Genomic DNA, 23,978 nt, shown 5'->3' with positions numbered 1-23,978 from the left:
AACGATGAATGCAGCGATCGCCGGAAGCGAAGCGGTACGGCTGGAAGGCATCACCAAGGAGTTCGGCCCGCTCAAGGCACTGGACGACGTCAGCCTGACCCTCAGGTTCGGCGAGATCCATGCGCTGGTGGGAGAAAACGGCGCCGGCAAGTCCACGCTGATGAACGTGCTCTACGGCATTCTCCAGCCCACCTTCGGACGGATCCTGTTCGGGGGGGCGGATGTCACGCCCCACTGGACGACGCGGAAGGCGATCGCGCATCAGGTCGGAATGGTCCATCAGCACTTTTCGCTGGTGATGGAGCATTCGGTCCTCGACAACGTCATCATGCCCACCTTCCGGTGGACCGACCTGGCGCCCAAATGGAACGACTGCCGCAAGGCGCTGGGCGAACTGACGGAAAGGTTCGGATTCGACCTGTCTCCCGACAAGCTGGTCGAGAAGCTCTCCGTCGGCCAGCGCCAGCAGGTCGAGATCCTCAAGATGCTCTATCAGGGCGCCAAGATCCTGATCCTCGACGAGCCGACGGCGGTGCTGACCCCGCAGCAGAGCGAGCGCCTACTCGCCATGCTGGTGCAATTGCGCGACCAGGGCTATGCGGTGGTCATCATCACCCACAAGCTCGAACATGCGCTCGAGCTTGCCGACCACATCACCGTGCTGCGCGGCGGCCGCCATATCGCCACCGTCGCCAAGGGCGAATCCAGCGTTGCCGAAATCGCGCGCATGATGGTGTCGCAAGAGGTCAAGGCCGCGCACCGGCCCAGCGCCGCCGCGCTCGGCAAGGTCGTGCTCGGCATGCGGGACGTCTCGCTCAACCCCGCCGGAGTGCCGCTGCTCGACGGCATCGACCTCGAAGTGCGCGAAGGCGAGATCCTCGGCGTCGCCGGTGTCGCCGGCAATGGCCAGTCGGAACTGGCCGACGTCATCATCGGCCTCAGGCAGGTGACCTCCGGCACCATCGGCATCTATGGCAAGGAACTGGGCAGCAGCTCGGTTGAACAGCGCCGCAGGAGCGGCATCGCCATCATCCCCGAGGATCGCCACACCCATGCGGTGGTCGGCGAGATGGACATCGCCTCCAACTTCATCCTCGGCCGCGAGGGTGCGCCGCAATTCTCGCGGCGCGGCGTGCTGAACCGCAAGGCCATCGCCGAATTCGCCCAGCGCTGCCTTGGAGAGTTCGACGTGCGGGCGCGCTCCGTGACCACGAAGATCGAATATCTTTCCGGCGGCAACCAGCAGAAGGTGGTCATCGGCCGCGAACTGTCGGCCGCGCCCAGGCTGATCATTGCCCATGAGCCGTCGCGCGGGCTGGATTTCGCCGCCACCGCCTATATCCGTCGCCGCCTCGTCGAGGCGGCCGAGGCCGGGGCGGGCGTCCTGCTCATCTCCAGCGATCTGGACGAGTTGATGGAACTATCGACCAGCGTGGTGGTGCTTTACAGCGGCCGGATCGTTGGCAAGGTGAACGCCGGTGCCTATGATCCCGAGCATTTCGGGCTGCTCATGGCCGGTGCCCATGTGGGGGCCAGTACTGCGGCCGACGTCGATATCGGGGGTGCCGCGGCATGATGGACCCATGCATAAGGAACCGGAAGGGGCGGGGGCTGTGAGCGGTTCGCCTGCGCTGCTGCTGCGCAACGCCCGCATACCGGCCGGCGTGCGCGGCACCGACCCGGCCGAGATCCTGATCTCCGACGAAGGGCGCATCCTTGAGATCGATGTGAGCATCGGCGCTGCCGAAATCCCGTCCGCCGATCTCGACGGACGGCTGGTCACGCCCGGCTTCATCGACATGCACCAGCATCTCGACAAAAGCTTCACGCTTGCCGAGGCGCCCAATCCCGACGGCACGCTGATCGGCGCCATCGAGGCGTTCAGAGGCTATTCCAAGGGCCTGACCCGGCAGAATTTGCTGGCGCGCGCCCAGGCGACGCTGGACCGGTGCGTGGCCATGGGCACCACGGCCATCCGTACCCATGCCAATCTCGACTACGAGATGGAACTGCGCAGCGTGGAGGCGATGTGCGAGCTGCGCGCCGCCAGCAGCGACCGCATCCGCCTGCAGGTCGTGGCCTTCGCCACGTCGAGCGCCGCGCGCGGCGATCCCGAGACGGCGCGGGCCCTGCTCGAACGGGCCATCGCTGCGGGCGCCGACTGCATCGGCGGCACACCCAATCTGGCGCCCGACCCGAAGCGCTACATCGACATGCTGCTCGACGTGGCCGAAAAGCACGATCTTCCCGTCGATCTCCACATCGATGAGACGCTGGACCCGCAGGCGCGTTGGTTCGACTATCTGGTCGACTGCACGGCAAGGCGCGGCATGTGCGGCCGGGTCGTCGGCAGCCATGTCTCGTCGCTGTCGGCCTTTCCCGACGACGAGGCCCGGCGTTCGATCGAGGCGGCCGCCGCCGCCGGGGTCGCGGTGTGCACGCTACCGGCCGCCAACCTGTTCCTGCAGGGCAGGGACCGGAACGGGCTGGTGCCGCGCGGGCTCACCCGCGTCAACGAATTGCTGGCCGCAGGCGTGCCGGTCGCCACGGCCTCGGACAACATTCAGGATACGTTCGTGCCGGTCGGTTCCGGCGATCTTCTGGAGATGGCGCGCTGGACGATCCTGTCCGCGCATCTGCTCGAGGACGCCGCCGGCCGCGCTTTCCGCATGATCACCGACACGCCCGCCGCCATCATGGGGCTGGAGCATGGCCTGCGCGTCGGCACTCATGCCGATCTGGTCGCCAGCCGCTGCGAGAGCATCGAGCATCTGGTGGCCGGCGGCGCGAGCGAACGCGCGGTCCTGCACCGGGGGCGGCCGGTCGCCGGCACGCTGGCCAAGTCCTGATCTTCATGGCGATCCCCGGGGGCTACCGCACGCGGGGCGATCGTCGTAGATGTCAGCTACCCAGCGCTTCGAGCCAGCCAGGCCATGCACAACATCCCGGACCGTTTCCGGGACGGAAATGAAGGACGTTCAAACCATGCTCATCATGCGCGCTTCGAAGGTGGCTGCGGTCGCCGCCATCGCCTTCTTTGCAAGTCTGGTCGCTTTCGGCAACATCACCGACTACCAGACCAATTTCAATTTCGTCTTCCACGTGTTCGAGATGGACACGATCTTCCCCGACGCCACGATCAAGTACCGCGCCATCACCAACCCGGCGCTGCAGCATGCGGCCTATATGCTGATCATCGCCGCCGAGACCGCCACCGCCATCTTGTGCTGGATCGGCGCCGTCAGGCTGGCCCGGCGGCTGCGGGCCGACGCCGCGACCTTCAACCGCTCCAAGGGCGTTGCGGTGGCGGGCCTCACGCTCGGCTTCCTCGTCTGGCAGGTCGGCTTCATGTCGGTCGGCGGCGAATGGTTCGGCATGTGGATGTCGCAGCAATGGAACGGCGTGCCCGATGCCTTCCGCTTCTTCGTCACTATCCTTGCCGTTCTGATCTACCTGTCCCTGAAGGACGACGAACTCGCCTGACCGACAGGGCCGGCCCGCTGTGCTCAGGCGCGCGGGTCCGCCGTCAGGTGCTGGAAGAAGCTGCGCGCGGCCGGGCTCAGCGTGCGTTCGCGCAGCGTCAGCGCCACCACGGCGCGTGGCACCATCTGATCGGTGATCGGGCGCATGACGATGTTGGCCATCGGCGACAGGCCCTTCGATCCCGCCGGCAGGATGCCGATGCCGAGCCCCTCGTTGACCAGTGCCAGAAGCGTGGTCGAGAAGCGCACCGCGAACTGGCGCTTGGTGGTGACGCCGTTCACCTCCAGAAGCTCGTCGATGCGCCGCTGCAACGGGTTCTCCGGCGTCAGCGCGATGAACGGCCGGTTGTTGAAGTCCGTCCATGAGATGAACTTCTTGTGCGCCAGCTTGTCGTCCGCGGGGCAGAACAGGGCGAGGTGGTCGACGAACAGCTCCTTCTCGTTGATCTCCTGCTCCAGGAAGCGGCTGGTGCCGACGCCGATGTCGGCTTCGCCGTTGATCAACAATTCGCGGATCTCGTCCTCCGACACGTCCCTGAGATCGATGCGGATGTCTGGGTGCTTGCGCATGAAGGAGGCGATGCGGCTGGGCAGATAGGTGGCGGCCAGCACGGTCGCCGATGCGACGGTGACGCGGCCGGATTTAAGCGTCGAGATGTCGACCATGGAATCGACCGCACCGTCGACGCGCTCCAGAATGTCCATGGCCAGCGGCAACAGCCGCTTGCCTGCCTCGGTGAGGCCGACGAAGCGCGTGTGGCGGTCGAACAGGATGACGCCGAGCTGGCCCTCCAGTTCCTTGATGAGGATGCTGACCGCTGACTGGGTGAGGTTGACCGTTTCCGCCGCCAGCCGGAAGCGCCCCGATTCCGCCACGGCGACGAAGGTGCGAAGCTGTTTCAGGGTGATGTTGACCATGGTCTCCTCCCTCCGCGAAGCGGCTTAGCGTGTTTCGAGATTTTTATCAATCGATGGGATTTTTGAATTTGCATCATCGGTGGCCAATTCGGATAGTGCCACCATCCCCTTCCGGTTTCGGCGGGCGTCCAGACATTCAAGGACAGGATAATGGAAGCGTATATTGCCGAATGGTTGCATCTCGGTCTGCGGTGGCTGCATGTCATCACCGCCATTACCTGGGTTGGTTCATCCTTTTATTTCAATCGCATAGACCGCTCCTTCCGACCGCCGGTGCCGCCCGTAGACCGTGTCAGCGGCCAGCTCTGGTCGATCCATGGCGGCGCCATCTACAACTACAGCCGCTATCCCGTCGGACCGGGCTACGTGCCCGAAAAGCTGAAATGGTCGAAGTGGGAATCCCTGAGCACTTGGGTCTCGGGCGCATGCCTGCTGGCCGTCGTCTACTGGTGGGGCGCCAGCATCAATCTGGTGTCGGGCCGCCCCGGCGGGCTCGATCCGGTTTCGGCCGTGTTCGCCTCGATCACCACGATCATCGCCGGCTGGGTGATCTATGACGTGCTGTGCCGCTCCATCCCCAGCGACAAGGTGCTGTCGGCGGTGATCGCGCTGTTCATCTCCGTCTCCATCTGGGCCTTCACCCACATCTTCAGCGGCAAGGCAGCCTACCTGCATGCCGGCATCGTCATGGCGACGATCATGGCCGGTAATGTCTGGTTCGTCATCCTGCCCGGCCAGAAGAAGATGCTGAAGGCCATGCAGGACGGCAGCATCGACAAGTTCGACGTCGGGGCCGATGCCAAGCGGCGCAATTACCACAACAACTATCTCACGCTGCCGGTGGTGTTCGCCATGATCGCCGCCCACTTCCCGATTACCTACGGCAACGCCTATGGCTGGCTCGGCTTCATCCTCATCAGCGGGGCGGGGGTCGCGATCCGCCACTTCTTCAACACCATGCATGCCGGCAATGCCCAGCCGCGCTGGATCGGCGCCGGCGCTGTGCTGGCGCTCGCCGCGATGGTGCTTTTGGCACCGCGCGATCTGCTCAGCGCAAACGGCGGCGCCCAGGCCGCTGCGGTGGATGTCGGCCGCGTGACCTCGATCATCGACATGCGCTGCGCCGCCTGCCATGCCGCCAAGCCAACCATGGAGGGGTTCGAGGAACCGCCGAAGGGCGTGGTGATCGATACCATCGAGAGAGCCGCGACCCACGCCCAGCAGATCAGGCAGGTGGCGATTTCCACCGACGTGATGCCGCCGGCCAACATGACCGAGATGACCGACGAGGAGCGTAAGCTGCTCGCCGACTGGATCGCCGCCGGCGCTCCCACCCATTGATGCAAGAGGCAGGAGACGCACCATGATAGATCATCCGTCGAATGCCGGTCCGCAACGGGATTTCGTCGGCTATGGCGAGAGCCCGCCGCACCCCCGCTGGCCGGGCGAGGCGCGCATCGCCGTCAATTTCGCGCTGAACATCGAGGAAGGCTCCGAATACTCGCCGCTCGACGGGGATCCCAAGACCGACACCGCGCTGACCGAAGGCGAGGGCATGGACACCGGCATTGGCGGGCGCGACCTTGCCGCCGAATCCATGTACGAATATGGCAGCCGCGTCGGTGTGTGGCGCGTCATGCGCCTGTTCGAGGAGCGCAAGCTCCCCTTCACCGCCTTCGCCTGCGCGGTGGCGCTGGAGCGCCATGAAGGACTGGCCGCTCGGCTGCGCGAGAACGGTGCCGACATCTGCTGCCACGGCCACCGCTGGGAAAAGCACTGGCTGCTGAGCCGCGAGGAAGAGCGCAACCATATCCGCCTCGCCGTCGAAAGCCTGAAGCGCACGGTCGGCCGCGCGCCCGAGGGCTGGTGCTGCCGCTATGGGCCGAGCGTCAACACCCGCGAATTGCTGGTGGAGGAAGGAATCTCCTACGATTCAGATGCTTATAACGATGAGCTCCCCTATTGGGCGAAAGTCGGCGAACGCCTCCAACTAATCGTGCCCTATTCGCTGGTCACCAACGATTGCAAGCTGGTTCCGCGCGGCATCCAGACCGCCAACGAGTTCTTCGCCCTGCTGGCGGATGCCTTCGACCAGCTCTACGAGGAAGGCGAGACCGCACCGAAGCTGCTCAATATCGGCCTGCATCCGCGCATGGTGGGGCATCCGGGCCGCGCCCGGGGGCTGGCCCGCTTCCTCGACCATATCGGCAAGCATGAGCGCGTCTGGGTGGCGCGGCGCGCCGACATCGCCGCGCATTGGCGCAGACATTTTCCGCCGGAATTCAACGGTTAGAACCATGAACCTGCCCGGTCTTCCTTCTGTCCGGCCGCTGTCCGGACTGCCTTCCGCGCGCCCGGTCCTCGCCTTTGCGAGCGTCGGACAGGACGCGGCCTTCGGACTTGCCTGGCTGGACGAGGCGGTGCGGCGGCTGCGCGCCGCCGGCCTTGCGAGCGCCGGGGCGGGGCCGGGGCCGGCGACCGTCGCCGGCGATGACGGGGAGTATCCGCTTGTGGTCGTCGGACTGGGAGATGCCGATGTGCAGATTTTGCGTCAGCGCGCGGCGGAAGCCGTCGCCCTGATGCGGGCGCATGGCCATGCGGCCTGCACCATCGTCCTGCCCGCCCTCGATGGATCCGCTGCACAGGCGATCGCGGAAGGGGTGTTCTCGGCCAACCACCGATTCCGCTCGGCAGGCCCGGCCCGTGACGTGCGCCCGCACATCGAGGACATCGACTTCGCCGCAACAGATCCCGATGGTCCGGTTGCGGACGGGCTGCGCGCCGGCTGGCTGACCAGCCTGGCAGCACTTTCGGCGCGTGACCTCGCCACCGAACCGGCCAACATCCTGACCCCGCCCGTTTTCGTCGAACTCTGCCGGGTGCTCGCGGAAAAAGCCGGCTTCGGCCTCACGGTCATGGGACGCAAGGAACTGGAAGCCGCCGGCATGGCCGGCCTCATGACGGTCGCCGCCGGCAGCCGCCACGAACCGTTCCTGATCCGCATGGACTGGCAGCCGGCCGGCATAGTCGGTGCGGCGAAGCCGCTGGTGCTGGTCGGCAAGACGGTGACCTTCGACAGCGGCGGCATTTCGCTGAAGAAGGCAGAGGACATGGACCACATGAAGGCCGACATGGGCGGCGGGGCGGCGGTGTTCGGCGCCATGGCCATGATCGCCGAATTGCAGCCGCGCTTTCCCGTCACGGCCGTCTTCGCCGTGGTCGAGAACATGCCCGGTCCCGACGCCATGCGCCCCAGCGACGTGATCCGCATGGCCAGCGGGGCCACGGTCGAGATCATCAACACCGACGCCGAGGGACGGCTGATCCTGGCCGATGCGCTGCACTATGCCGCCGGGTTGCAGCCGGCTGCCGTCATCGACCTTGCCACGCTCACCGGAGCCTCGCTCGGCATCTTCGGGCCGCTCGGCATTGGCACCTTCGCCAATGATGACCGCTGGTTCGGCCGGCTGGAACAGGCCGACCGACAGGCGGGCGAAAAGGTTTGGCGGCTGCCGCTATGGCCTGAGTACCGAGCCTTCCTGAAAAGCCCGGTCGCCGACCTGCGCAACTTCTCCACCACCGGGCAGAACGGCAGCACGCCGGTGGCGGCCGCCTTCCTCTCCCATTTCGTGGGCGAGCATCCCTGGCTGCATCTCGACCTCTACAACACCTGCTGGAACCGGCAGGACGGCGCGCTGATGCCGCAAGGACCGACAGGCAGCGGTTCGCGGGTTCTCGCCCAGCTCATCCTCGACCTCGAAGCCGAGGCGGTCTCCCAACAACCAAATCCGGAATCGTAACCACGAAAGGAATTCGATATGGGCAAGCAAATCGTCTATTCGCCCAAGGTACTCACCTCGCCGAACCCGCATTCGCAGGCCACCCTTGCCGGCAATCATTTCTACACCGCCACCGTCGCGCTCGACGTGGAAGGCAAGGTGGTGGGCGTGGGCGACATCGAGGCCCAGACGGTGCAGGCGCTGACCAACCTCACCCACCTTCTGGAAGCCGCCGGCGGCACCATCGACGATGTCGCGCGCGTCATGATCTACCTGTCCGACATGCGCTACTTCCAGGGCATGAACAACGCCTACAAGAAGTTCTTCTTCGGCGATTGCCTGCCTTCGCGCGCCACCGTCACCGGCACCTTCGGCATTCCCGAACTGCTCGTCGAGTTCGACGTCATCGCCTATATCGACAATCCGAAAGTGAGCTGAGATGCATCTGTGGCGCCTGGGCATCGCGGAAACGGTCGCGGGATACCGCAAGGGGTTGTTCACGCCCGAAGACGTTCTCGACAGCACCCTGGTGCGGATCGCGGCGATCAATCCGGTCCTTAACGCGATCGTCACCGAAAACGAGGAGGAAGCGCGCCAGGTTGCCCGCCAGAGCACGCAAAGGTGGAAGGACCGGACCCCGCGCAGCGCCCTCGACGGCGTGTTCATCACCGTCAAGGACAACATCCCCGTCCGCGGCCTGCGCTGCACCTGGGGCAGCCGCACCCATGCCGATTACGTGCCCGAGCGTGACGAGTCGCCGATCGCCCATCTGCGCGGCGCAGGCATCGGCATCCTGGGCAAGACCAACGTGCCGGAATTCACCTTGCAGGGCTTCACCGACAATCTCGTCTTCGGCGCCACCGGCAATCCGTGGGCTCCGCGCCTGACGCCCGGCGGTTCGAGCGGCGGCGCGGTGGCGGCGGTCGCCAGCGGCATGGGCGTGGCCGCCATGGCCACCGACGGCGGCGGCTCCATCCGCCGTCCCTGCGCCCATACCGGCCTTTACGGGCTGAAGCCCAGCCCCGGCTTCGTCGGCCGCGCCGACGGTCTGCCGCCCCTGCTGGGCGATTTCGAGACGATGGGTGTCATCGCCCGTTCGGCCGGCGACCTGCGCGCCGTGCTGTCGCTGGCGGCGCACCGCCACCCGGCCGACCGTGCCTCCTTCGCCTTCTCCGACGAGGAGCGCAGCGCCGCCCCGAAGAACGGACATCGGTGCCGCATCCTCTACGTGCCGGCCTTCGGCGATTTCCCCGTCGATCCCGACATCCGGGAAAGCGTCGCCGGCGCGGCAAAGCTGCTCGAAGGCATGGGGCACAACATCGAGATGGGCGAGGTGCCCTTCGACGTCGACCGGCTGAACGCGATCTGGAACCTGATCGGCCCGGCCGGCCTAGCCTGGCTGGTGGACAGCCGCTCGCTCGACACCGGCCTCCTGACCCCCTCGCTGCTGCCGATGGTGGAGGCCGGGCGCAAGGCGGGGGCGGGCGCCTATCTCCAGCTTCTGGCCGACGTGCAGGAGTTCCGCAACGACCTCAGACTCCTTTTCGAGCGCTACGATTTCATCCTCACGCCCTCGGTCGCCGCGCTGCCCTGGCCGAAGGCCGAAAGCCATCCGCAAACCATCGACGGCGTCGCCGCCGGGCCGCGCGGCCATGCCGTGTTCACGCCCTTCGTCAATGCCGGCGGCCTGCCGGCGATCAACCTGCCCACGGCGCCGTCCGCCTCCGGCCTGCCCATCGGCTGCCAACTCGTCGGTCCCTTCCGGTCCGACCTTTTGCTGGTCTCCATGGCCGAGGCCTATGAGAAGGCGTTCGAACCCTATGCATGGCCGGAGTTGTGACATGAATGCATTTTCCGCCGATGCCGCCGCCGACCTTCTGGTCGCACAGTTCCGGCAAGGAACGAAAACGCAGCCGGCCATGTCCGGTCCCGGCACGCGTGGCGAAGCCTATCAGGTGCAGGACCGGATGATTGTGGCGCTGGGCGGCGCCTGCGGCTGGAAGGTGGGGCGGGCGAAGACCGACCCCGAGCCCTATTGCGCGCCGGTCCCGGCCAGCCGGTTTCTGAACAGCGGCGGCGACTATGCCCGCTTCCACGGCGTGGCGCAGGTGGAGGCCGAGCTGGGCTTCCGGCTCGGGCGCGACGTGCCGCCTTCGGCTGCCGTCCTAGACAGGGCCGAATGCGCGGCGCTTGTCGATGCCATCGTGCCGGCGCTGGAAATCCTCGAGACCCGGCTTGAGCCGCCTGCGGCGCAGGACCCGCTGTGGAAGCTGGCGGATTTGCAGGCCAATGGCGCCATGGTGGTCGGCAAGCCGGTGCCTTGGACCGGACAGGATCCCGGCCAGGTCCGTCTCGCCATCGGCTCCGGGCAGGGCGGGGCCTTCGATGAGGTCGCCCATCCGTTCGGGGCGCCGTTCGACCTGTTCTGCTGGACCGTCAACCACGTCGCGCGCCAGCGCGGCGGGCTGAAACGCGGCGATGTGATCATCACCGGAAGCTATTGCGGGATCGTCGAAATCCGCGATCCACAGCGCTTCGTGGCAACTTTCGCGGATTATGGCGACGTTTGCCTGACCGTCCTCTGATAATTTCGAATTCGATAATAGTTACCAAGATTAATTCAATGGATTTGTCAATCCGATGCCGGAATAGTGCCGGTATCCACTATGTCCGTCGGGAGAGAAAAGTGACGAAAGCTGGCCGCCATTTCCTGCAGATCCCCGGGCCCTCGCCGGTGCCCGAACCTGTTCTGGCCGCGACCGCGCAACAGGTCATCGACCACCGCAGTCCGGAATTCGGCGAGTTGGGAGCCAGGGTGCTGTCGAAGGTCAAGCAGATCTTCAAGACCCGGTACGACGTCATCATCTACCCGTCGTCGGGCACCGGCGCCTGGGAGGCGGCGCTCTGCAACGCGCTGTCGCCGGGCGACAAGATCATGACCTACGAGACCGGCCATTTCGCCTCGCTCTGGTCCAAGCTCGCCACCCGCATCGGGCTGGTGCCGATCACCGTCGGTGAAAACTGGCGCGGCGGCGTCGACCCCAACGTCATCGAGGCGGAGCTGCGCAAGGACACCGGCCACGAGATCAAGGCGGTGTGCGTGGTCCACAACGAGACCTCAACCGGCTCGACCACGCGCATCAAGGAAGTGCGCGACGCCATCGACGCCGCCGGCCATCCGGCGCTGCTCATGGTCGATACGATTTCCGGGCTGGGCTCCGCCGACCTGCGCATGGACGAATGGGGCATCGACGTCGTGGTGGCCGGTTCCCAGAAGGGCCTGATGCTGCCGCCCGGCCTGTCTTTTAACGCCGTGGGGCCGAAGGCGCTGGCTGCTTCCAAGACATCCGGCATCCGCCGTTCCTACTGGGACTGGGCCGAGATGATCGCCATCAACAAGACCGGCTATTTCCCCTACACGCCAGCGACCAATCTCCTGTTCGGCCTCGACAAGGCGATCGACATGCTGCTGGCCGAGGGCCTCGACAATGTCTTCGCCCGCCATGAGCGGCTGGCCGAGGCCACCCGCCGGGCGGTCCAGTCCTGGGGCATGGAGAACCTGTGCCAGTCGCCGCGCCATTTCTCGCCGGTGCTGACCACGGTGGTGATGCCCGAGGGCCACAGCGCCGACGCCTACCGGCGCAAGGTGCTGGAGAACTTCAACATGTCGCTGGGCTCGGGCCTGTCCAAGGTCGCCGACAAGGTGTTCCGCATCGGCCATCTGGGCGACATCAACGAGCTGACCTTGATGGGTACGCTGGCCGGGTGTGAAATGGGCTTCGAGCTTGCCGGCGTTCCGCACCAGAAGGGGGGCGTCGACACCGCCATGCGCTATCTTGCGGAAACCAGTGCGGCCTAGGCGATGAATTCTCCCGTTTCTTCCCCGGCTCTGCCCACCTATGCCGACGTCGTCGCGGCGCACGAACGGATCGCCCCGTTCGTGCATCGCACGCCGGTTCTCACCAGCGCCTATCTGGACGCGCTTACCGGCGCCAGCCTGTTCTTCAAATGCGAGAACTTCCAGAAGGCCGGGGCGTTCAAGGCGCGCGGGGCCTCCAATGCGGTGTTCGGTCTCTCTGCCGAACAGGCAGGGAAGGGCGTCGCCACCCATTCCTCCGGCAATCACGGCCTGTCGCTTTCCTATGCAGCAGGCCGGCGCGGCATTCCCTGCACCGTGGTCATGCCGCGCACCGCGCCGGAGGCCAAGAAGGATGCGGTGAAGGGCTATGGCGGCCGCGTGGTCGAATGCGAGGCCTCGACCTCCAGCCGCGAGGCGGTGTTTGCCGAGGTCGTGGCCGAGACCGGGGCGGAATTCGTCCACCCCTACAACGATCCGCGCGTCATCGCCGGGCAGGGCACCTGCTCGCGCGAGCTGGTCGAGCAGGTCGAGGGGCTGGATGCGGTGATCGCGCCCATCGGCGGCGGTGGCATGGTGTCGGGCACCTGCCTGACTCTGTCCGCCATAGCGCCCGGCATCCGCATCTATGCCGGCGAGCCGGAGCAGGCCGACGATGCCGCGCGCTCCTTCCGCGCCGGCCACATCATTGCCGACGACTCGCCCGAGACGGTGGCCGACGGGCTCAAGGTTCCGCTCAAGGAGCTGACCTGGCATTTCGTGAAGAACCACGTCACCGATATCCTCAGCGCCGGCGAGGACGAGATCGTCGCCGCCATGCAGCTCGTGTGGAAGCGCATGAAGATCGTCATCGAGCCGTCGAGCGCGGTGCCGCTCGCCGCCATTCTCAGGAACCCCGACATATTCCGCGGCAAGCGGGTCGGGGTGATCGTAACCGGAGGCAATGTCGACCTCGAAAGACTGCCCTGGGGCAGGTCCTGACGAACGGCATCGCCGCAGTTTCAAGCTGGAGCCTTCAATGAACGCACATGTGGACTTCGCCACTCTCGACGTCGGCTACGACATCCCCGCCGTTCCGGGCATGGACGAGGTCGATATCCAGACCCCGTGCCTGATCCTCGATCTCGATGCGCTGGAGCGCAACATCGTCAAGATGGGGGACATCGCAAGGGAAATGGGCGTGCGCCACCGCGTCCACGGCAAGATGCACAAGTCCGTCGATGTGGCGAAACTTCAGGAGAAGCTGGGCGGCGCCTGCGGCGTCTGCTGCCAGAAGGTGTCGGAGGCGGAGGTCTTCGCCCGCGGCGGCATCAAGGACATCCTCGTTTCCAACGAGGTCACCGACCCGGCCAAGATCGACCGGCTGGCGCGGCTGCCGAACCTCGGCGCGCGCACCATCGTGTGCGTCGACCATCTGCCGAATGTCGCCGACCTGTCGGCGGCGGCGGTGAAGCACGGCACCACCATCGAATGCATCGTCGAGGTCGATTGCGGCGCGGGGCGTTGCGGCGTCACCACACCGCAGGCGGTGGTGGAGATCGCGCGCGCCATCGACGCCGCGCCCGGCCTGAAATTTTCCGGCCTGCAGGCCTATCAGGGCGCCATGCAGCACATGGACAAATACGAGGACCGCAAGGCCAAGATCGACGTCGCCATCGCCCTGGTGAAGGATGTTATCGCCGCGCTGAAGGCGGCCGGCCTCGATTGCGACATCGTCGGCGGGGCCGGCACCGGTTCCTATTATTTCGAGGGAACCTCGGGCGTCTACAATGAGCTCCAGTGCGGCTCCTACGCCTTCATGGACGCCGACTACGGCCGCATCCTCGACAAGGACGGCCGCCGCATCGACCAGGGCGAGTGGGAAAACGCGCTGTTCATCCTCACCACCGTCATGAGCCACGCGAAGCCCGGCAAGGCGGTATGCGACGCCGGCCTGAAGTCGCAGTCGGTCGACAGCGGCCTGCCGCTAGTCTTCGGCCGTGACGACGTGACCTATGTGAAGTGCTCCGACGAACACGGCGTCATCGACGATCCGGATGGCGTACTGAAGGTCAACGACAGGCTGCGGCTGGTGCCCGGCCACTGCGACCCGACCTGCAACATCTACGACTGGTATGTCGGCGTGCGCGGCGGCAAGGTCGAGCTGGTGTGGCCGGTCAGCGCGCGCGGCAAGGCCTATTGAGCGGGCCGATGCTGTATCTTTCGGAACAGGATGCCCGCGCCCTCGTCGGCCATGAGAACGCCTTCGGCGCGGTGCGCGAGGTGTTCGCCTCGATCGCGCGCGGCGAGGCCCGCAATTTTCCGGTGGTGCGCGAGGACCTCGGCCATGCCGGCGCGGTCTATGGCATCAAGTCGGGCTTCGACCGGCTGGGCAAGATCCTCGGCCTGAAATCCGGGGGCTACTGGCCCGGAAACGAAGAACGCGGCCTGACCAACCACCAGTCGACCATCATCCTGTTCGATGCGGACACCGGCCAGCCGCTGGCGGCGGTGGCCGCCAACTGGCTGACCGCCGTGCGCACGGCCGCCGCCAGCGCGTTGTCCATCGACCTGCTGGCAAGGCAGGACACCGAGGTCCTCGGCATCGTCGGGGCCGGCTTCCAATCCCGCTTCCAGCTCGAGGCCGCGGTGCGCCGGAGGAAATTCCGTGAGATCGTCGGCTGGAATTTTCACGCCGACATGCTGCCCAACCTGGAGCGCACCGCCGCCGATCTCGGCCTGCCGTTCCGGGCGGTAACACCGCAGGAACTGTGCGCCAGCGCCGATGTCATCATCACCATCACCTCGGCCGCCAGCGCGCATCTGGAGGCCGGATGGATCAGGCCCGGCACGCATATCGCCTGCATGGGCACAGATACCCGTGGAAAGCAGGAACTCGATCCGGAAATCCTTGCGCTCGGCTCGGTTTTCACCGACGAGGTGGAGCAGTCGATCAGCATTGGCGAAGCACAGCATGCCTTCGCTGCCGGCCGGCTCCGACGCGATGCCATCTGCCAAATCGGCAGGGTCATCGTCGGGGAGCGGTTGGGCCGCGCCTCGGATGACGAGGTGACGGTCTTCGACGGAACCGGCGTGGCCTTGCAGGATCTCGCGGTCGCCAAAATCGCGCTGGAGGCCGCCGCCGCACAGGAACTGGGAAAAAGCCTGACGGCTTGAAGCGAACGATATGGAGGATATGAAATGATCGAAACCAAGCAGCTCGAACTGGCAGATGCGCGCGCCGTGGTCGAGGCCGCCCAGAAGGAGGCGGCAGCCAATGGCTGGAAGATAAGCGTGTCAGTGGTCGATGCCGGCGGTCATCCGATCCTCTACGAGCGCATGGACGGCGCCTCGCCGGCGACCGCCCGCATCGCGTACGAGAAAGCGCGCACCGCCGCGATGTTCCGTGGCCCGACCGGACCCATGGAGGACCGCATCGCCGAGCGTCTGGCGATGCTGGCGCTGCCCGGCGCCACGCCGGTCAAGGGCGGCGTGCCGCTGGTGGCCGGCGGCCAGGTGGTGGGCGCAGTCGGCATTTCCGGCGTGCTGCCGCAGCAGGACCATCAGGTGGCCGAAGCCGGGGCGGCAACCGTCAGGTAAACGGACGGACGGGCGGCGCGCGGGAGAACGACATGGAACTCATTCAAACGGATCGCGCGCCACACCCCTTCGGCCACTATTCCCAGGCGGTGAAGGCCAACGGCATGGTCTTCGTTTCCGGCATTCTGGGTGTGCGCCACGACGATCACGAGATCGTCGTGCGCGACCTCGCCGCCCAGACCGAAATCGTGCTCGCCAACCTGAAGGCGGTGCTGGAAGCCGCCGGCTCGGCGCTGGACCAGGTCGTCAAGGTGACGATCTATGCCGAGAGCGTGTCGAACTGGGACAAGGTCAACGAAATCTACCGCAGCTATTTCGGCGAACACCGGCCCGCCCGGGTCTTCGTGCCCACCGGCAAGCTGCATCACGGCTTCCAGATCGAGATCGACGCGGTGGCGATGGCCTGAGCGGTTGGCCTCGGGCCGACCTGTATGGGGCCACCGGCCCGTCACGTTTGGGGAAAAGAAGATGAAGGCACTGTTTCTGACGAACCGGGCTCCGCGCCATCAGAAGATCGCCATGCAGGCGGCACCGGATTTCCTCGACATGACCATGCTGGAGGCGCCGAGCCGCGACAGCATCCTGGCCAACATCGCGGATGCCGAGGTGCTGATCACGGAACGCAGCGGCGTCATCGACGCCGGCATCGTCGAGGCGGGCCGCAAGCTGCGCCTCGTCCAGCGGCTCGGCCGCTTCACGCACGACATCGACGTCGCGGCGGTCGAGCGGGCGGGAGCGGCGCTGTGCTTTTCTCCCCTGCTGGTCAGCACGCTGGTTTCCGAGCATGTGGTGATGCAGGTCCTGGCGCTCGCCAAGACCTATCGCGAGGCCGCCCATGCCATGCTCCAGCCCGGCGATTGGCCTCAGCCGCGCAAATGCGACGAGAATTATTTCGCCTATAACTGGACCGGGCGCACCGGCATGCGCACGCTGGCCGACTCCACGGTCGGCATCGTCGGCCTCGGCGAGATCGGCGCCGACGTGGCCCGCCGCCTGCAAGGGTTCGGCTGCGAGGTGCTCTACTACAAGCGGAACCGCCTGCCCGAGGCGGTGGAAGCCGAGCTGGGCATCGCCTATGCCGATCTCGACACCATCCGCGCCCGCAGCGATTTCCTGTGTCTGCTGACGCCGCACAGCCCGGGGGCAGGGGAGTCCATCGACCGCGCCTACATAGACAGGATGAAGCCCGGCGCCTTCCTCGTCTCGACCGGCGCCTCGACGGTGCTGAAGGAGGCGGACGTGGCCGAGGCGGTGCTGGACGGCCGCCTTGCCGGCGTCGCCTCGGACGGGTTCGTCTATGAACCTGCGCCGCTCGATAGCCCGCTGCTCAGCCTTGCCCGCGAGCACCCGCAGGCGAACGTCATCCTCAGCCCGCACATTGCCGGCGGTGTCGCCTCGAACGACGTTGCGGCACGGGCGCGCGAATTCGAAAACATCCGCCGCCTCAAGGACGACCGGCCGCTGCTCCACCGTCTCGTCTGAACCCGGCCGTACCCGAACCAAAATCCGCTTTTGCTGCCGCGACCATGCGTGGGACCTTCCCGCGCCTGCCCGCCGCCGCCCTGTTTCGACACGAAAGGCCAGTCCATGAACGATCAGTTGCGGCAGGATGCGCTCGCCTATCACGCGGCGCTGCCGAGGGGGAAGTTCCAGATATCGGTGACCAAGCCGATGACCACGCAGCGCGATCTGGCGCTTGCCTACAGCCCCGGCGTCGCCATTCCCTGCGAGGAGATCGCGGCTGACCCCGGTCAGGCACACGCCTATACGATGCGCGGCAACCTCGTCGCGGTGATCACCAACGGCACGGCGGTTCTGGGGCTCGGAAATATCGGGCCGCTGGCCTCCAAGCCGGTGATGGAGGGCAAGGCGGCGCTGTTCAAGCGCTTCGCCGGCATCGACGTGTTCGACATCGAGGTTTCGCCCACCGAGATCGACGCCTTCTGCAACGTGGTCGAGGCGCTGGAGCCGACCTTCGGCGGCATCAACCTGGAAGACATCAAGGCTCCTGAATGCTTCGAGATCGAACAGCGGCTGCGCCGGCGCATGGCGATCCCGGTCTTCCATGACGACCAGCACGGCACGGCCATCGTGTGCATGGCGGCGGTGCTCAACGCGCTGGAGGTGGTGGGCAAGGCGATCGGCGAGGTGCGCATCGTCGTCAACGGTGCCGGCGCCGCGGCCCTGGCCTGCCTCGACCTGCTCGTCGGCTTCGGCGCCGACAGGCGCAACATCGTCGCCTGCGACCGCAAGGGCGTCATCTACAAGGGCCGCGACGCCAACCCCGATCGCTACAAGCAGGCCCATGCCTGCAATACCGGCGCGCGCACCCTTGCCGATGCGCTGAAGGGAGCCGACATCTTCATCGGCCTGTCCTCGGCAGGGGCGGTCACGCCCGAAATGATCGCCACCATGGCGCCGCGCCCGCTGATCATGGCCATGGCCAATCCCGAGCCCGAAATCCGGCCGGAGGCGGTGCATGCGGTGCGCGGCGACGCCATCGTCGCCACCGGCCGCTCCGACTATCCCAATCAGGTGAACAACGTCCTGTGCTTCCCCTTCATTTTTCGCGGCGCGCTCGATGTCGGGGCAACCGAGATCAACGAGCCGATGAAGCGGGCCTGCGCCGAGGCCATCGCTGCACTCGCCAAGGCGCAGCCGCTGGACTGCGTTCTGGCTGCCTATGGCGCCAGCGGCATGAGCTTCGGGCCGGATTACATCCTGCCCAAGCCTTTCGACCCACGCCTCATCGTGGACGTGTCGTCGGCGGTGGCGCAGGCGGCGATGGACACCGGCGTCGCCACCCGGCCCATTGCCGACATGGCGGCCTATCGCGCATCGCTGGTGGGCTACGGCGCCTCGCTCACCGGTGCCGGCGGCTGAGATCTCCGCTTCCCGGAACCGATATGCTGGGTCCCTGGCCCACCGTGCCGGAAAGGTAGGGTGGGTTTTTCGGTTGACCTTGAGTCAACAGGATCGATAACGCAGGGGCTGTCTTTTGCGGCTATAACGTGATTGAACTTCGGCAATGGCACTTGTTACAGTTTCAAGTGCCTCGACTTGCATCGGGTTCCAAGAAGAAAGCTCGTCAGAAACGGGGAAGCTGGAATGAATATGGGAAGAATCAACACGCGTTTTCGTCCGCTGTTCGCAGGCGCGGCCATGTCGCTGCTGCTCGTCGCCGGCGGTTTTGCGCCCGCATCGGCAGCGACACCGGCCGACACGCTGGTCCAGGCCTGGGCCATCGACGACACCATCACGCTCGACCCGGCCGAATCCTTCGAGCTGTCGCCGGCCGAGTTCATCGGTAACGCCTATGACATGCTGGTGCGCCTCGACATCGACGACACCACCAAGGTCAAGCCCGGCATCGCCGAGAGCTGGGAAATCTCCGACGACGGCTTGACTTACACCTTCAAGCTAAAGCCGGGCATCAAGTTCGCCTCCGGCAATCCGATCACCGCCGAGGACGTCGCCTGGTCGTTCGAGCGCGTCGTCAAGCTCGACAAGAGCCCGGCCTTCATCCTCACCCAGTTCGGGCTGACCGGCGACAATGTCGCTGAAAAGGCCAAGGCGGTGGACGATACCACCTTCGTCTTCACCGTCGACAAGCCCTATGCGCCGAGCTTCGTGCTCAACTGCCTCACCGCCACGGTGGGCGCCGTGCTCGACAAGAAGCTGGTGATGGAGCATGCGCAGGCCACCACGCCGAGCGACGACTACAAATACGACACCGACTTCGGCTATGCATGGATGAAGACCAACTATGCCGGCTCGGGTCCGTTCAAGATCCGCGACTGGCGCGCCAACGAACTCGTCGTGCTGGAGCGCAACGACAACTACTATGGCGAGAAGCCGGCGCTCGCCCGCGTCATCTACCGCCACGTCAAGGAAAGCGCCACGCAGCGCCTAATGCTCGAGGCCGGCGACGTCGATGTCGCCCGCAATCTGGAGCCCGGCGACCTGGAGGCCGTGCAGAAGAACACCGAGCTTGCCTCGACCAGCGCGCCGAAGGGCACGGTCTATTACATCAGCCTCAACCAGAAGAACGAGAACCTTGCCAAGCCAGAGGTCCGCGAGGCGTTCAAATATCTGGTCGATTACGACGCCATCGGCGCTACCCTGCTCAAGGGCATCGGCGAGATCCACCAGACCTATCAGGTCAAGGGCGTGCTCGGCGCTCTGGAGTCCAACCCCTACACCTTCGACGTGGCCAAGGCCAAGGAACTGCTGGAGAAGGCAGGGCTGAAGGACGGCTTCTCCGTCACCTTCGACGTGCGTAACACGCAGCCGGTGACCGGCATCGCCGAATCCTTCCAGCAGACCGCCGCACAGGCCGGCGTGAAGATCGAGATCATCCCCGGCGACGGCAAGCAGACGCTGACCAAGTACCGTGCCCGCAACCACGACATGTATATCGGCCAGTGGGGCATGGATTACTGGGACCCGAACACCAACGCCGACGCCTTCACCTCCAATCCGGACAACAGCGACGATGCGGCGGTGAAGTCGCTGGCATGGCGCAATGCCTGGGACATTCCGGAGCTGACCAAGCAGGTGCAGGCCGCACTTCTGGAGCGCGACAACGACAAGCGCGCGGAACTGTACCAGAAGCTGCAGCAGGAGGCGCTGGAGACCAGCCCCTTCGTCATGATCTTCCAGCAGATCGAGGTCGCCGGGGTGCGCGGCAACGTCAAGGGCTACAGGCTGGGGCCGAGCTTCGACTCCAATCCCCTCGCGCCCGTCTCCAAGGAATGATCCGGCAGGGTCAGCCCGGTGAGCAGCACTGAGACACCAATGCCGGCCAGGCGCGCCAACCGGCGCGCCTGGGCCCTCTTCAAATCGGTCGCCGGCTTCCTGGTGATCGTCGCCACCACCTATCTCGGCCTTCTCGCGGTAACCTTCTTCATCGGCCGGGTGGTGCCGATCGATCCGGTGCTGGCCATCGTCGGCGACCGCGCGCCTGCCCATGTGGTGGAGCGGGTGCGGCAGGAAATGGGCCTCAACCTGCCCTATTACCAGCAGTTCATCCTCTACGCGAAAGGCGTTCTGCAGGGCGATTTCGGCACCTCGGTGCTGACCACCAATCCAGTGATGACCGACATCCGCCGCGTGTTCCCGGCGACCATGGAACTGGCCACCGTCGGCACCATCATCGGCGCCGCCTTCGGCATACCGCTCGGCGTGCTGGCGGCGGTCAAGCGCGGCAGCCTCGCCGACCAGATCGTGCGCATCCTCGGCCTCATCGGCTATTCGGTGCCGATCTTCTGGCTGGGACTTCTGGCGCTGCTGGTGTTCTATGCAAGGCTCGGCTGGACCTCGGGCCCCGGCCGCATCGACGTGGTCTATGAATACACCTTCACCCCGGTCACCGGCTTCTACCTGATCGACGCGATCATCACCCGCGACTGGGCCGCCTTTCGCGATATCTTCTCGCACATCATCCTGCCGGGCTCCCTGCTCGGCTATTTCTCGCTCGCCTATATCAGCCGCATGACGCGCTCCTTCATGCTGAACGAGCTGCAACAGGAATATATCGTCGCCGCCCGCGCCAAGGGCCTGTCGGAAACGCGCATCATCTGGGGCCATGCGCTGCGCAACGCCGCCGTGCCGCTGGTGACTGTGATCGCGCTATCCTATGCCGGCCTGCTCGAAGGCTCGGTGCTGACCGAGACCGTCTTCGCCTGGCCCGGCCTTGGGCTCTACATCACCAATTCGCTCCAGAACGCCGACATGAACGCGGTGCTTGGCGGCACCATCGTCATCGGCTCGGTGTTCATCGCCATCAACCTCCTGTCCGACGTGCTTTATCGCATGCTCGATCCCCGCACGAGGAGCTGACGCGGATGAGCGAGACCGCAATGACCCGTCGCGAATGGCTGCTGACCGACCGGCCGCAGTCGCGCCTGCAGGCGAGGCTCGGACGCGCCTACGTCACCTGGCGGCGCTTCTCCGCCAACCGGCTCGCCGTCGTCGGCATGCTCATCATCCTGGGGCTGGTGCTGGTGGCGATCTTCGCGCCGCTGCTGGCGCCGCATTCGCCCTATGTCGGCGACCTGGCGGGCAAGCGCCTGCTGCCGCCGGGCGGCGACCATTGGCTGGGCACCGACGACCAGGGCCGCGACATCCTCTCGCGTCTCATCTACGGTTCGCGCCTCACCTTGCAGGTGGTGGTGCTGGTGGCCATCATCGCCGCGCCCATCGGCCTGCTGGTCGGCACCGTCGCCGGCTATGCGGGCGGCTGGGTGGATGCGGTGCTGATGCGCATCACCGACATCTTCCTCGCCTTTCCGAAGCTGGTTCTGGCGCTGGCCTTCGTCGCCGCGCTCGGCCCCGGCATCGGCAACGCCATCATCGCCATCGCCATCACCTCGTGGCCGCCCTATGCGCGCATTGCGCGGGCCGAGACGCTGACGGTGCGCAATTCCGACTATATTTCGGCGGTGCGGCTGATGGGCGCTTCGCCATGGCGCATCGTGCTGCGCCACATCATGCCCTTGTGCATCTCCTCGCTCATCGTGCGTGTGACGCTGGACATGGCCGGCATCATCCTCACCGCCGCCGGGCTCGGTTTCCTTGGCCTCGGTGCGCAGCCGCCGCTGCCCGAATGGGGCGCGATGATCGCCTCGGGCCGTCGCTTCATCCTCGACCAGTGGTGGGTGGCGGCGATGCCCGGCTTCGCCATCCTCATCGTCAGCCTCGGCTTCAACCTGCTGGGTGACGGCCTGCGCGATGCGCTCGACCCGCGGGGAAGCGGCCAATGAGCACGCTTCTCGAAGTCGAGGACCTGCGCGTTTCCTTCCCCACGCGCACCGGCGTTGTGGAGGCGGTGCGCGGCGTCTCGTTCACGCTGGGACGCGAGCGGCTAGGCATCGTGGGTGAGAGCGGTTCTGGCAAGTCGCAGACCGGCCGCGCCATCATGGGGCTGACGCCCGAGCATGGGCAGATCACGGCGAAGAAGCTGGAATTCAGCGGCATCGACCTGCTCAAGGCATCAAAGGCCCAACGGCGGGCGCTGCGCGGCAACCGCATCGCCATGGTCCTGCAGGACCCCAAATATTCGCTGAACCCGGTGATGACCATCGGCCGCCAGATTGTCGAGACATTGCGCGCGCATGAGAAGGTCTCCGGCGCCGAAGCGCGCAAGCGGGCGCTCGACATGCTGGCCGCCGTGCAGATCCGCGACCCCGAGCGCGTCTTCGATCTCTATCCGCACGAGGTGTCCGGCGGCATGGGCCAGCGCGCCATGATCGCCATGATGCTGGTGGCGGACCCCGAACTGCTGATCGCCGACGAGCCGACCTCGGCGCTGGACGTGACCGTGCAGCTCGATGTGCTGGGCATCCTCAACCGGCTGGTCGCGGAGCGCGGCATGGGGCTGATCTTCATTTCGCACGATCTCAGGCTGGTGTCGTCCTTCTGCGACCGCGTCATCGTCATGTATGCGGGCCGGATCGTGGAGGAACTGCCGGCCGGCGAGCTGGCGCACGCGAAACATCCCTACACGCAGGGCCTGCTCAACTGCATGCCGCGCATCGGCGCCGACCGCCATCCGCTTCCCGTTCTCGACCGCAAGCCGGAGTGGGCGCTATGACCCCGGCACTCGCCATCGACAGGCTGCGCGTCACCTTCGAGGATTTCGTCGCGCTGAACGATGTAAGCCTCACCGTGGCGCCGGGGGAATCCTTCGGACTGGTGGGCGAGTCCGGCTCCGGCAAGTCGACACTGCTGCGCGCCGTCGCCGGCCTTGCGCCGATTGCCGGCGGCACCATCGAGGTCAACGGCCAGAGGCTCGACACCAAGCGCAGCAAGGCGTTCTACCGGCAGGTGCAGATGGTGTTCCAAGATCCTTACGGTTCGCTGCATCCGCGCCAGACGGTCGATCGCCTGCTGCTCGAACCGCTGGCCATCCACGGCTTTGCCGACACCGAGCGCCGCATCGTACGGGCGCTGGACGAGGTAGGGCTGGGGTCCGGCTTCCGCTTCCGCTATTCGCACCAGCTTTCCGGCGGCCAGCGCCAGCGCGTCGCCATTGCCCGCGCGCTGATCCTCGAACCATCGATCCTGCTGCTCGATGAGCCGACCTCGGCGCTCGACGCCTCGGTGCAGGCCGAGGTGCTGAACCTGCTGGAGGAGGTGCGCGCCGCCCGCAAGCTCACCTTCGTCATGGTCAGCCACGATCTCGCCGTCGTCACCCATATGTGCGACCGCCTGATGGTGATGCAAAACGGAAGCGAAGTTGAGCTTCTGACCAGTGCCGACCTTGCCGGCCGCAATGTCGGGCAGGACTATACGCGCAACCTGCTCATAGCCAGCGAAGGTTTCCGCCGCAGCGCCTGAAACAGGTCGCCAGAAAGCGGGAAC

22 protein-coding genes and 1 pseudogene are annotated in these 23,978 nt (G+C 66.0%); 22 read left to right on the top strand and 1 reads right to left on the bottom strand.

The window, feature by feature from the left end:
- Positions 1 to 4 precede the first annotated feature (4 nt).
- From ACVCNR_RS19690 to ACVCNR_RS19680, 3 genes are all read left to right on the top strand, one after another.
- Positions 5 to 1,576 carry an ABC transporter ATP-binding protein gene (locus ACVCNR_RS19690; RefSeq protein WP_447076167.1) on the top strand — a complete coding sequence of 524 codons (1,572 nt, stop codon included), beginning with the start codon at positions 5 to 7 and terminating at the stop codon, positions 1,574 to 1,576.
- A gap of 37 nt (positions 1,577 to 1,613) precedes the next feature.
- Positions 1,614 to 2,849 carry an amidohydrolase family protein gene (locus tag ACVCNR_RS19685; RefSeq protein ID WP_447076166.1) on the top strand — a complete coding sequence of 412 codons (1,236 nt, stop codon included), beginning with the start codon at positions 1,614 to 1,616 and terminating at the stop codon, positions 2,847 to 2,849.
- A gap of 136 nt (positions 2,850 to 2,985) precedes the next feature.
- Positions 2,986 to 3,483 carry a DUF2165 family protein gene (locus tag ACVCNR_RS19680; RefSeq protein WP_354193877.1) on the top strand — a complete coding sequence of 166 codons (498 nt, stop codon included), beginning with the start codon at positions 2,986 to 2,988 and terminating at the stop codon, positions 3,481 to 3,483.
- Positions 3,484 to 3,506: 23 nt separating this feature from the next.
- On the opposite strand, the gene ACVCNR_RS19675 is transcribed toward ACVCNR_RS19680, so the two are convergent.
- Entirely contained in the window at positions 3,507 to 4,400 is an 894-nt protein-coding gene (locus tag ACVCNR_RS19675) for a LysR family transcriptional regulator (RefSeq protein ID WP_354193724.1), read from the bottom strand.
- A gap of 150 nt (positions 4,401 to 4,550) precedes the next feature.
- Between ACVCNR_RS19675 and ACVCNR_RS19670 the strand changes: the two genes are divergently transcribed.
- The 19 genes and pseudogenes from ACVCNR_RS19670 to ACVCNR_RS19580 all read left to right on the top strand — a co-directional run bounded on the left by ACVCNR_RS19670 (position 4,551) and on the right by ACVCNR_RS19580 (position 23,954).
- The gene (locus tag ACVCNR_RS19670; RefSeq protein ID WP_447076165.1) at positions 4,551 to 5,741 is read left to right on the top strand and encodes a urate hydroxylase PuuD; all 1,191 of its coding nucleotides are present in this window, start codon (positions 4,551 to 4,553) and stop codon (positions 5,739 to 5,741) included.
- Between the two features lie 22 nt (positions 5,742 to 5,763).
- A complete protein-coding gene (locus ACVCNR_RS19665; RefSeq protein WP_447076164.1) occupies positions 5,764 to 6,693 on the top strand; it encodes a polysaccharide deacetylase family protein in 930 nt (309 codons plus the stop codon).
- A gap of 4 nt (positions 6,694 to 6,697) precedes the next feature.
- Positions 6,698 to 8,200, top strand: a complete 1,503-nt coding sequence (locus ACVCNR_RS19660) for a leucyl aminopeptidase family protein (protein ID WP_447076163.1) — start codon at positions 6,698 to 6,700, stop codon at positions 8,198 to 8,200.
- Positions 8,201 to 8,218: 18 nt separating this feature from the next.
- On the top strand, positions 8,219 to 8,617 hold the full coding sequence (locus ACVCNR_RS19655) for a RidA family protein (protein ID WP_354193728.1): 399 nt from the start codon (positions 8,219 to 8,221) through the stop codon (positions 8,615 to 8,617).
- A 1-nt stretch (position 8,618) separates the two neighbouring features.
- A complete protein-coding gene (locus ACVCNR_RS19650; RefSeq protein ID WP_447076162.1) occupies positions 8,619 to 10,019 on the top strand; it encodes an amidase in 1,401 nt (466 codons plus the stop codon).
- 1 nt (position 10,020) lies between these two features.
- On the top strand, positions 10,021 to 10,764 hold the full coding sequence (locus tag ACVCNR_RS19645) for a hypothetical protein (protein ID WP_447076161.1): 744 nt from the start codon (positions 10,021 to 10,023) through the stop codon (positions 10,762 to 10,764).
- A 101-nt stretch (positions 10,765 to 10,865) separates the two neighbouring features.
- Positions 10,866 to 12,038, top strand: a complete 1,173-nt coding sequence (locus ACVCNR_RS19640; protein WP_447076160.1) for a pyridoxal-phosphate-dependent aminotransferase family protein — start codon at positions 10,866 to 10,868, stop codon at positions 12,036 to 12,038.
- 3 nt (positions 12,039 to 12,041) lie between these two features.
- A complete protein-coding gene (bhcB, locus tag ACVCNR_RS19635) occupies positions 12,042 to 13,016 on the top strand; it encodes a beta-hydroxyaspartate dehydratase BhcB (RefSeq protein WP_447076159.1) in 975 nt (324 codons plus the stop codon).
- A gap of 37 nt (positions 13,017 to 13,053) precedes the next feature.
- Entirely contained in the window at positions 13,054 to 14,217 is a 1,164-nt protein-coding gene (gene bhcC / locus ACVCNR_RS19630) for a 3-hydroxy-D-aspartate aldolase BhcC (protein ID WP_447076158.1), read from the top strand.
- Positions 14,218 to 14,225: 8 nt separating this feature from the next.
- Positions 14,226 to 15,191 carry an ornithine cyclodeaminase family protein gene (locus ACVCNR_RS19625; RefSeq protein WP_447076157.1) on the top strand — a complete coding sequence of 322 codons (966 nt, stop codon included), beginning with the start codon at positions 14,226 to 14,228 and terminating at the stop codon, positions 15,189 to 15,191.
- 24 nt (positions 15,192 to 15,215) lie between these two features.
- Positions 15,216 to 15,614 (top strand): GlcG/HbpS family heme-binding protein, encoded by a 399-nt coding sequence (locus ACVCNR_RS19620; RefSeq protein WP_354193735.1) that lies wholly within the window; start codon positions 15,216 to 15,218, stop codon positions 15,612 to 15,614.
- A 32-nt stretch (positions 15,615 to 15,646) separates the two neighbouring features.
- Positions 15,647 to 16,021: a RidA family protein gene (locus ACVCNR_RS19615; protein WP_354193736.1), complete on the top strand. Its 375-nt coding sequence runs from the start codon at positions 15,647 to 15,649 to the stop codon at positions 16,019 to 16,021.
- Positions 16,022 to 16,082: 61 nt separating this feature from the next.
- Positions 16,083 to 17,096 carry an NAD(P)-dependent oxidoreductase gene (locus ACVCNR_RS19610; protein ID WP_447076156.1) on the top strand — a complete coding sequence of 338 codons (1,014 nt, stop codon included), beginning with the start codon at positions 16,083 to 16,085 and terminating at the stop codon, positions 17,094 to 17,096.
- Positions 17,097 to 17,201: 105 nt separating this feature from the next.
- Positions 17,202 to 18,467 (top strand): annotated as a pseudogene (locus ACVCNR_RS19605) (malic enzyme-like NAD(P)-binding protein); the annotation flags it as partial.
- Positions 18,468 to 18,728: 261 nt separating this feature from the next.
- On the top strand, positions 18,729 to 20,372 hold the full coding sequence (locus ACVCNR_RS19600) for an ABC transporter substrate-binding protein (protein ID WP_447076666.1): 1,644 nt from the start codon (positions 18,729 to 18,731) through the stop codon (positions 20,370 to 20,372).
- A 39-nt stretch (positions 20,373 to 20,411) separates the two neighbouring features.
- Complete coding sequence (locus ACVCNR_RS19595) at positions 20,412 to 21,455, top strand: ABC transporter permease (protein ID WP_447076155.1); 1,044 nt, start codon at positions 20,412 to 20,414, stop codon at positions 21,453 to 21,455.
- Between the two features lie 5 nt (positions 21,456 to 21,460).
- The gene (gene nikC / locus ACVCNR_RS19590) at positions 21,461 to 22,378 is read left to right on the top strand and encodes a nickel transporter permease (protein WP_447076154.1); all 918 of its coding nucleotides are present in this window, start codon (positions 21,461 to 21,463) and stop codon (positions 22,376 to 22,378) included.
- Entirely contained in the window at positions 22,375 to 23,208 is an 834-nt protein-coding gene (locus tag ACVCNR_RS19585; RefSeq protein WP_447076153.1) for an ABC transporter ATP-binding protein, read from the top strand. Before nikC ends, ACVCNR_RS19585 begins: the two co-directional genes overlap by 4 nt.
- Complete coding sequence (locus ACVCNR_RS19580; RefSeq protein WP_447076152.1) at positions 23,205 to 23,954, top strand: ABC transporter ATP-binding protein; 750 nt, start codon at positions 23,205 to 23,207, stop codon at positions 23,952 to 23,954. Before ACVCNR_RS19585 ends, ACVCNR_RS19580 begins: the two co-directional genes overlap by 4 nt.
- The last annotated feature ends 24 nt before the right edge of the window (positions 23,955 to 23,978 follow it).

It is taken from the genome of Aquamicrobium terrae (assembly GCF_052978165.1).
Note: the sequence above shows the minus strand (reverse complement) of the source record. Positions and strands in the feature narration are given on the sequence as shown.

Coding starts and splice junctions, on each gene's coding strand:
- ACVCNR_RS19690 (WP_447076167.1), top strand. CDS start 5: ATGAATGCAGCGATCGCCGGAAGCGAAGCGGTACGGCTGGAAGGCATC.
- ACVCNR_RS19680 (WP_354193877.1), top strand. CDS start 2,986: ATGCTCATCATGCGCGCTTCGAAGGTGGCTGCGGTCGCCGCCATCGCC.
- ACVCNR_RS19675 (WP_354193724.1), bottom strand. CDS start 4,400: ATGGTCAACATCACCCTGAAACAGCTTCGCACCTTCGTCGCCGTGGCG.
- ACVCNR_RS19670 (WP_447076165.1), top strand. CDS start 4,551: ATGGAAGCGTATATTGCCGAATGGTTGCATCTCGGTCTGCGGTGGCTG.
- ACVCNR_RS19665 (WP_447076164.1), top strand. CDS start 5,764: ATGATAGATCATCCGTCGAATGCCGGTCCGCAACGGGATTTCGTCGGC.
- ACVCNR_RS19660 (WP_447076163.1), top strand. CDS start 6,698: ATGAACCTGCCCGGTCTTCCTTCTGTCCGGCCGCTGTCCGGACTGCCT.
- ACVCNR_RS19655 (WP_354193728.1), top strand. CDS start 8,219: ATGGGCAAGCAAATCGTCTATTCGCCCAAGGTACTCACCTCGCCGAAC.
- ACVCNR_RS19650 (WP_447076162.1), top strand. CDS start 8,619: ATGCATCTGTGGCGCCTGGGCATCGCGGAAACGGTCGCGGGATACCGC.
- ACVCNR_RS19645 (WP_447076161.1), top strand. CDS start 10,021: ATGAATGCATTTTCCGCCGATGCCGCCGCCGACCTTCTGGTCGCACAG.
- bhcB (WP_447076159.1), top strand. CDS start 12,042: ATGAATTCTCCCGTTTCTTCCCCGGCTCTGCCCACCTATGCCGACGTC.
- bhcC (WP_447076158.1), top strand. CDS start 13,054: ATGAACGCACATGTGGACTTCGCCACTCTCGACGTCGGCTACGACATC.
- ACVCNR_RS19625 (WP_447076157.1), top strand. CDS start 14,226: ATGCTGTATCTTTCGGAACAGGATGCCCGCGCCCTCGTCGGCCATGAG.
- ACVCNR_RS19620 (WP_354193735.1), top strand. CDS start 15,216: ATGATCGAAACCAAGCAGCTCGAACTGGCAGATGCGCGCGCCGTGGTC.
- ACVCNR_RS19615 (WP_354193736.1), top strand. CDS start 15,647: ATGGAACTCATTCAAACGGATCGCGCGCCACACCCCTTCGGCCACTAT.
- ACVCNR_RS19610 (WP_447076156.1), top strand. CDS start 16,083: ATGAAGGCACTGTTTCTGACGAACCGGGCTCCGCGCCATCAGAAGATC.
- ACVCNR_RS19600 (WP_447076666.1), top strand. CDS start 18,729: ATGGGAAGAATCAACACGCGTTTTCGTCCGCTGTTCGCAGGCGCGGCC.
- ACVCNR_RS19595 (WP_447076155.1), top strand. CDS start 20,412: ATGCCGGCCAGGCGCGCCAACCGGCGCGCCTGGGCCCTCTTCAAATCG.
- nikC (WP_447076154.1), top strand. CDS start 21,461: ATGAGCGAGACCGCAATGACCCGTCGCGAATGGCTGCTGACCGACCGG.
- ACVCNR_RS19585 (WP_447076153.1), top strand. CDS start 22,375: ATGAGCACGCTTCTCGAAGTCGAGGACCTGCGCGTTTCCTTCCCCACG.
- ACVCNR_RS19580 (WP_447076152.1), top strand. CDS start 23,205: ATGACCCCGGCACTCGCCATCGACAGGCTGCGCGTCACCTTCGAGGAT.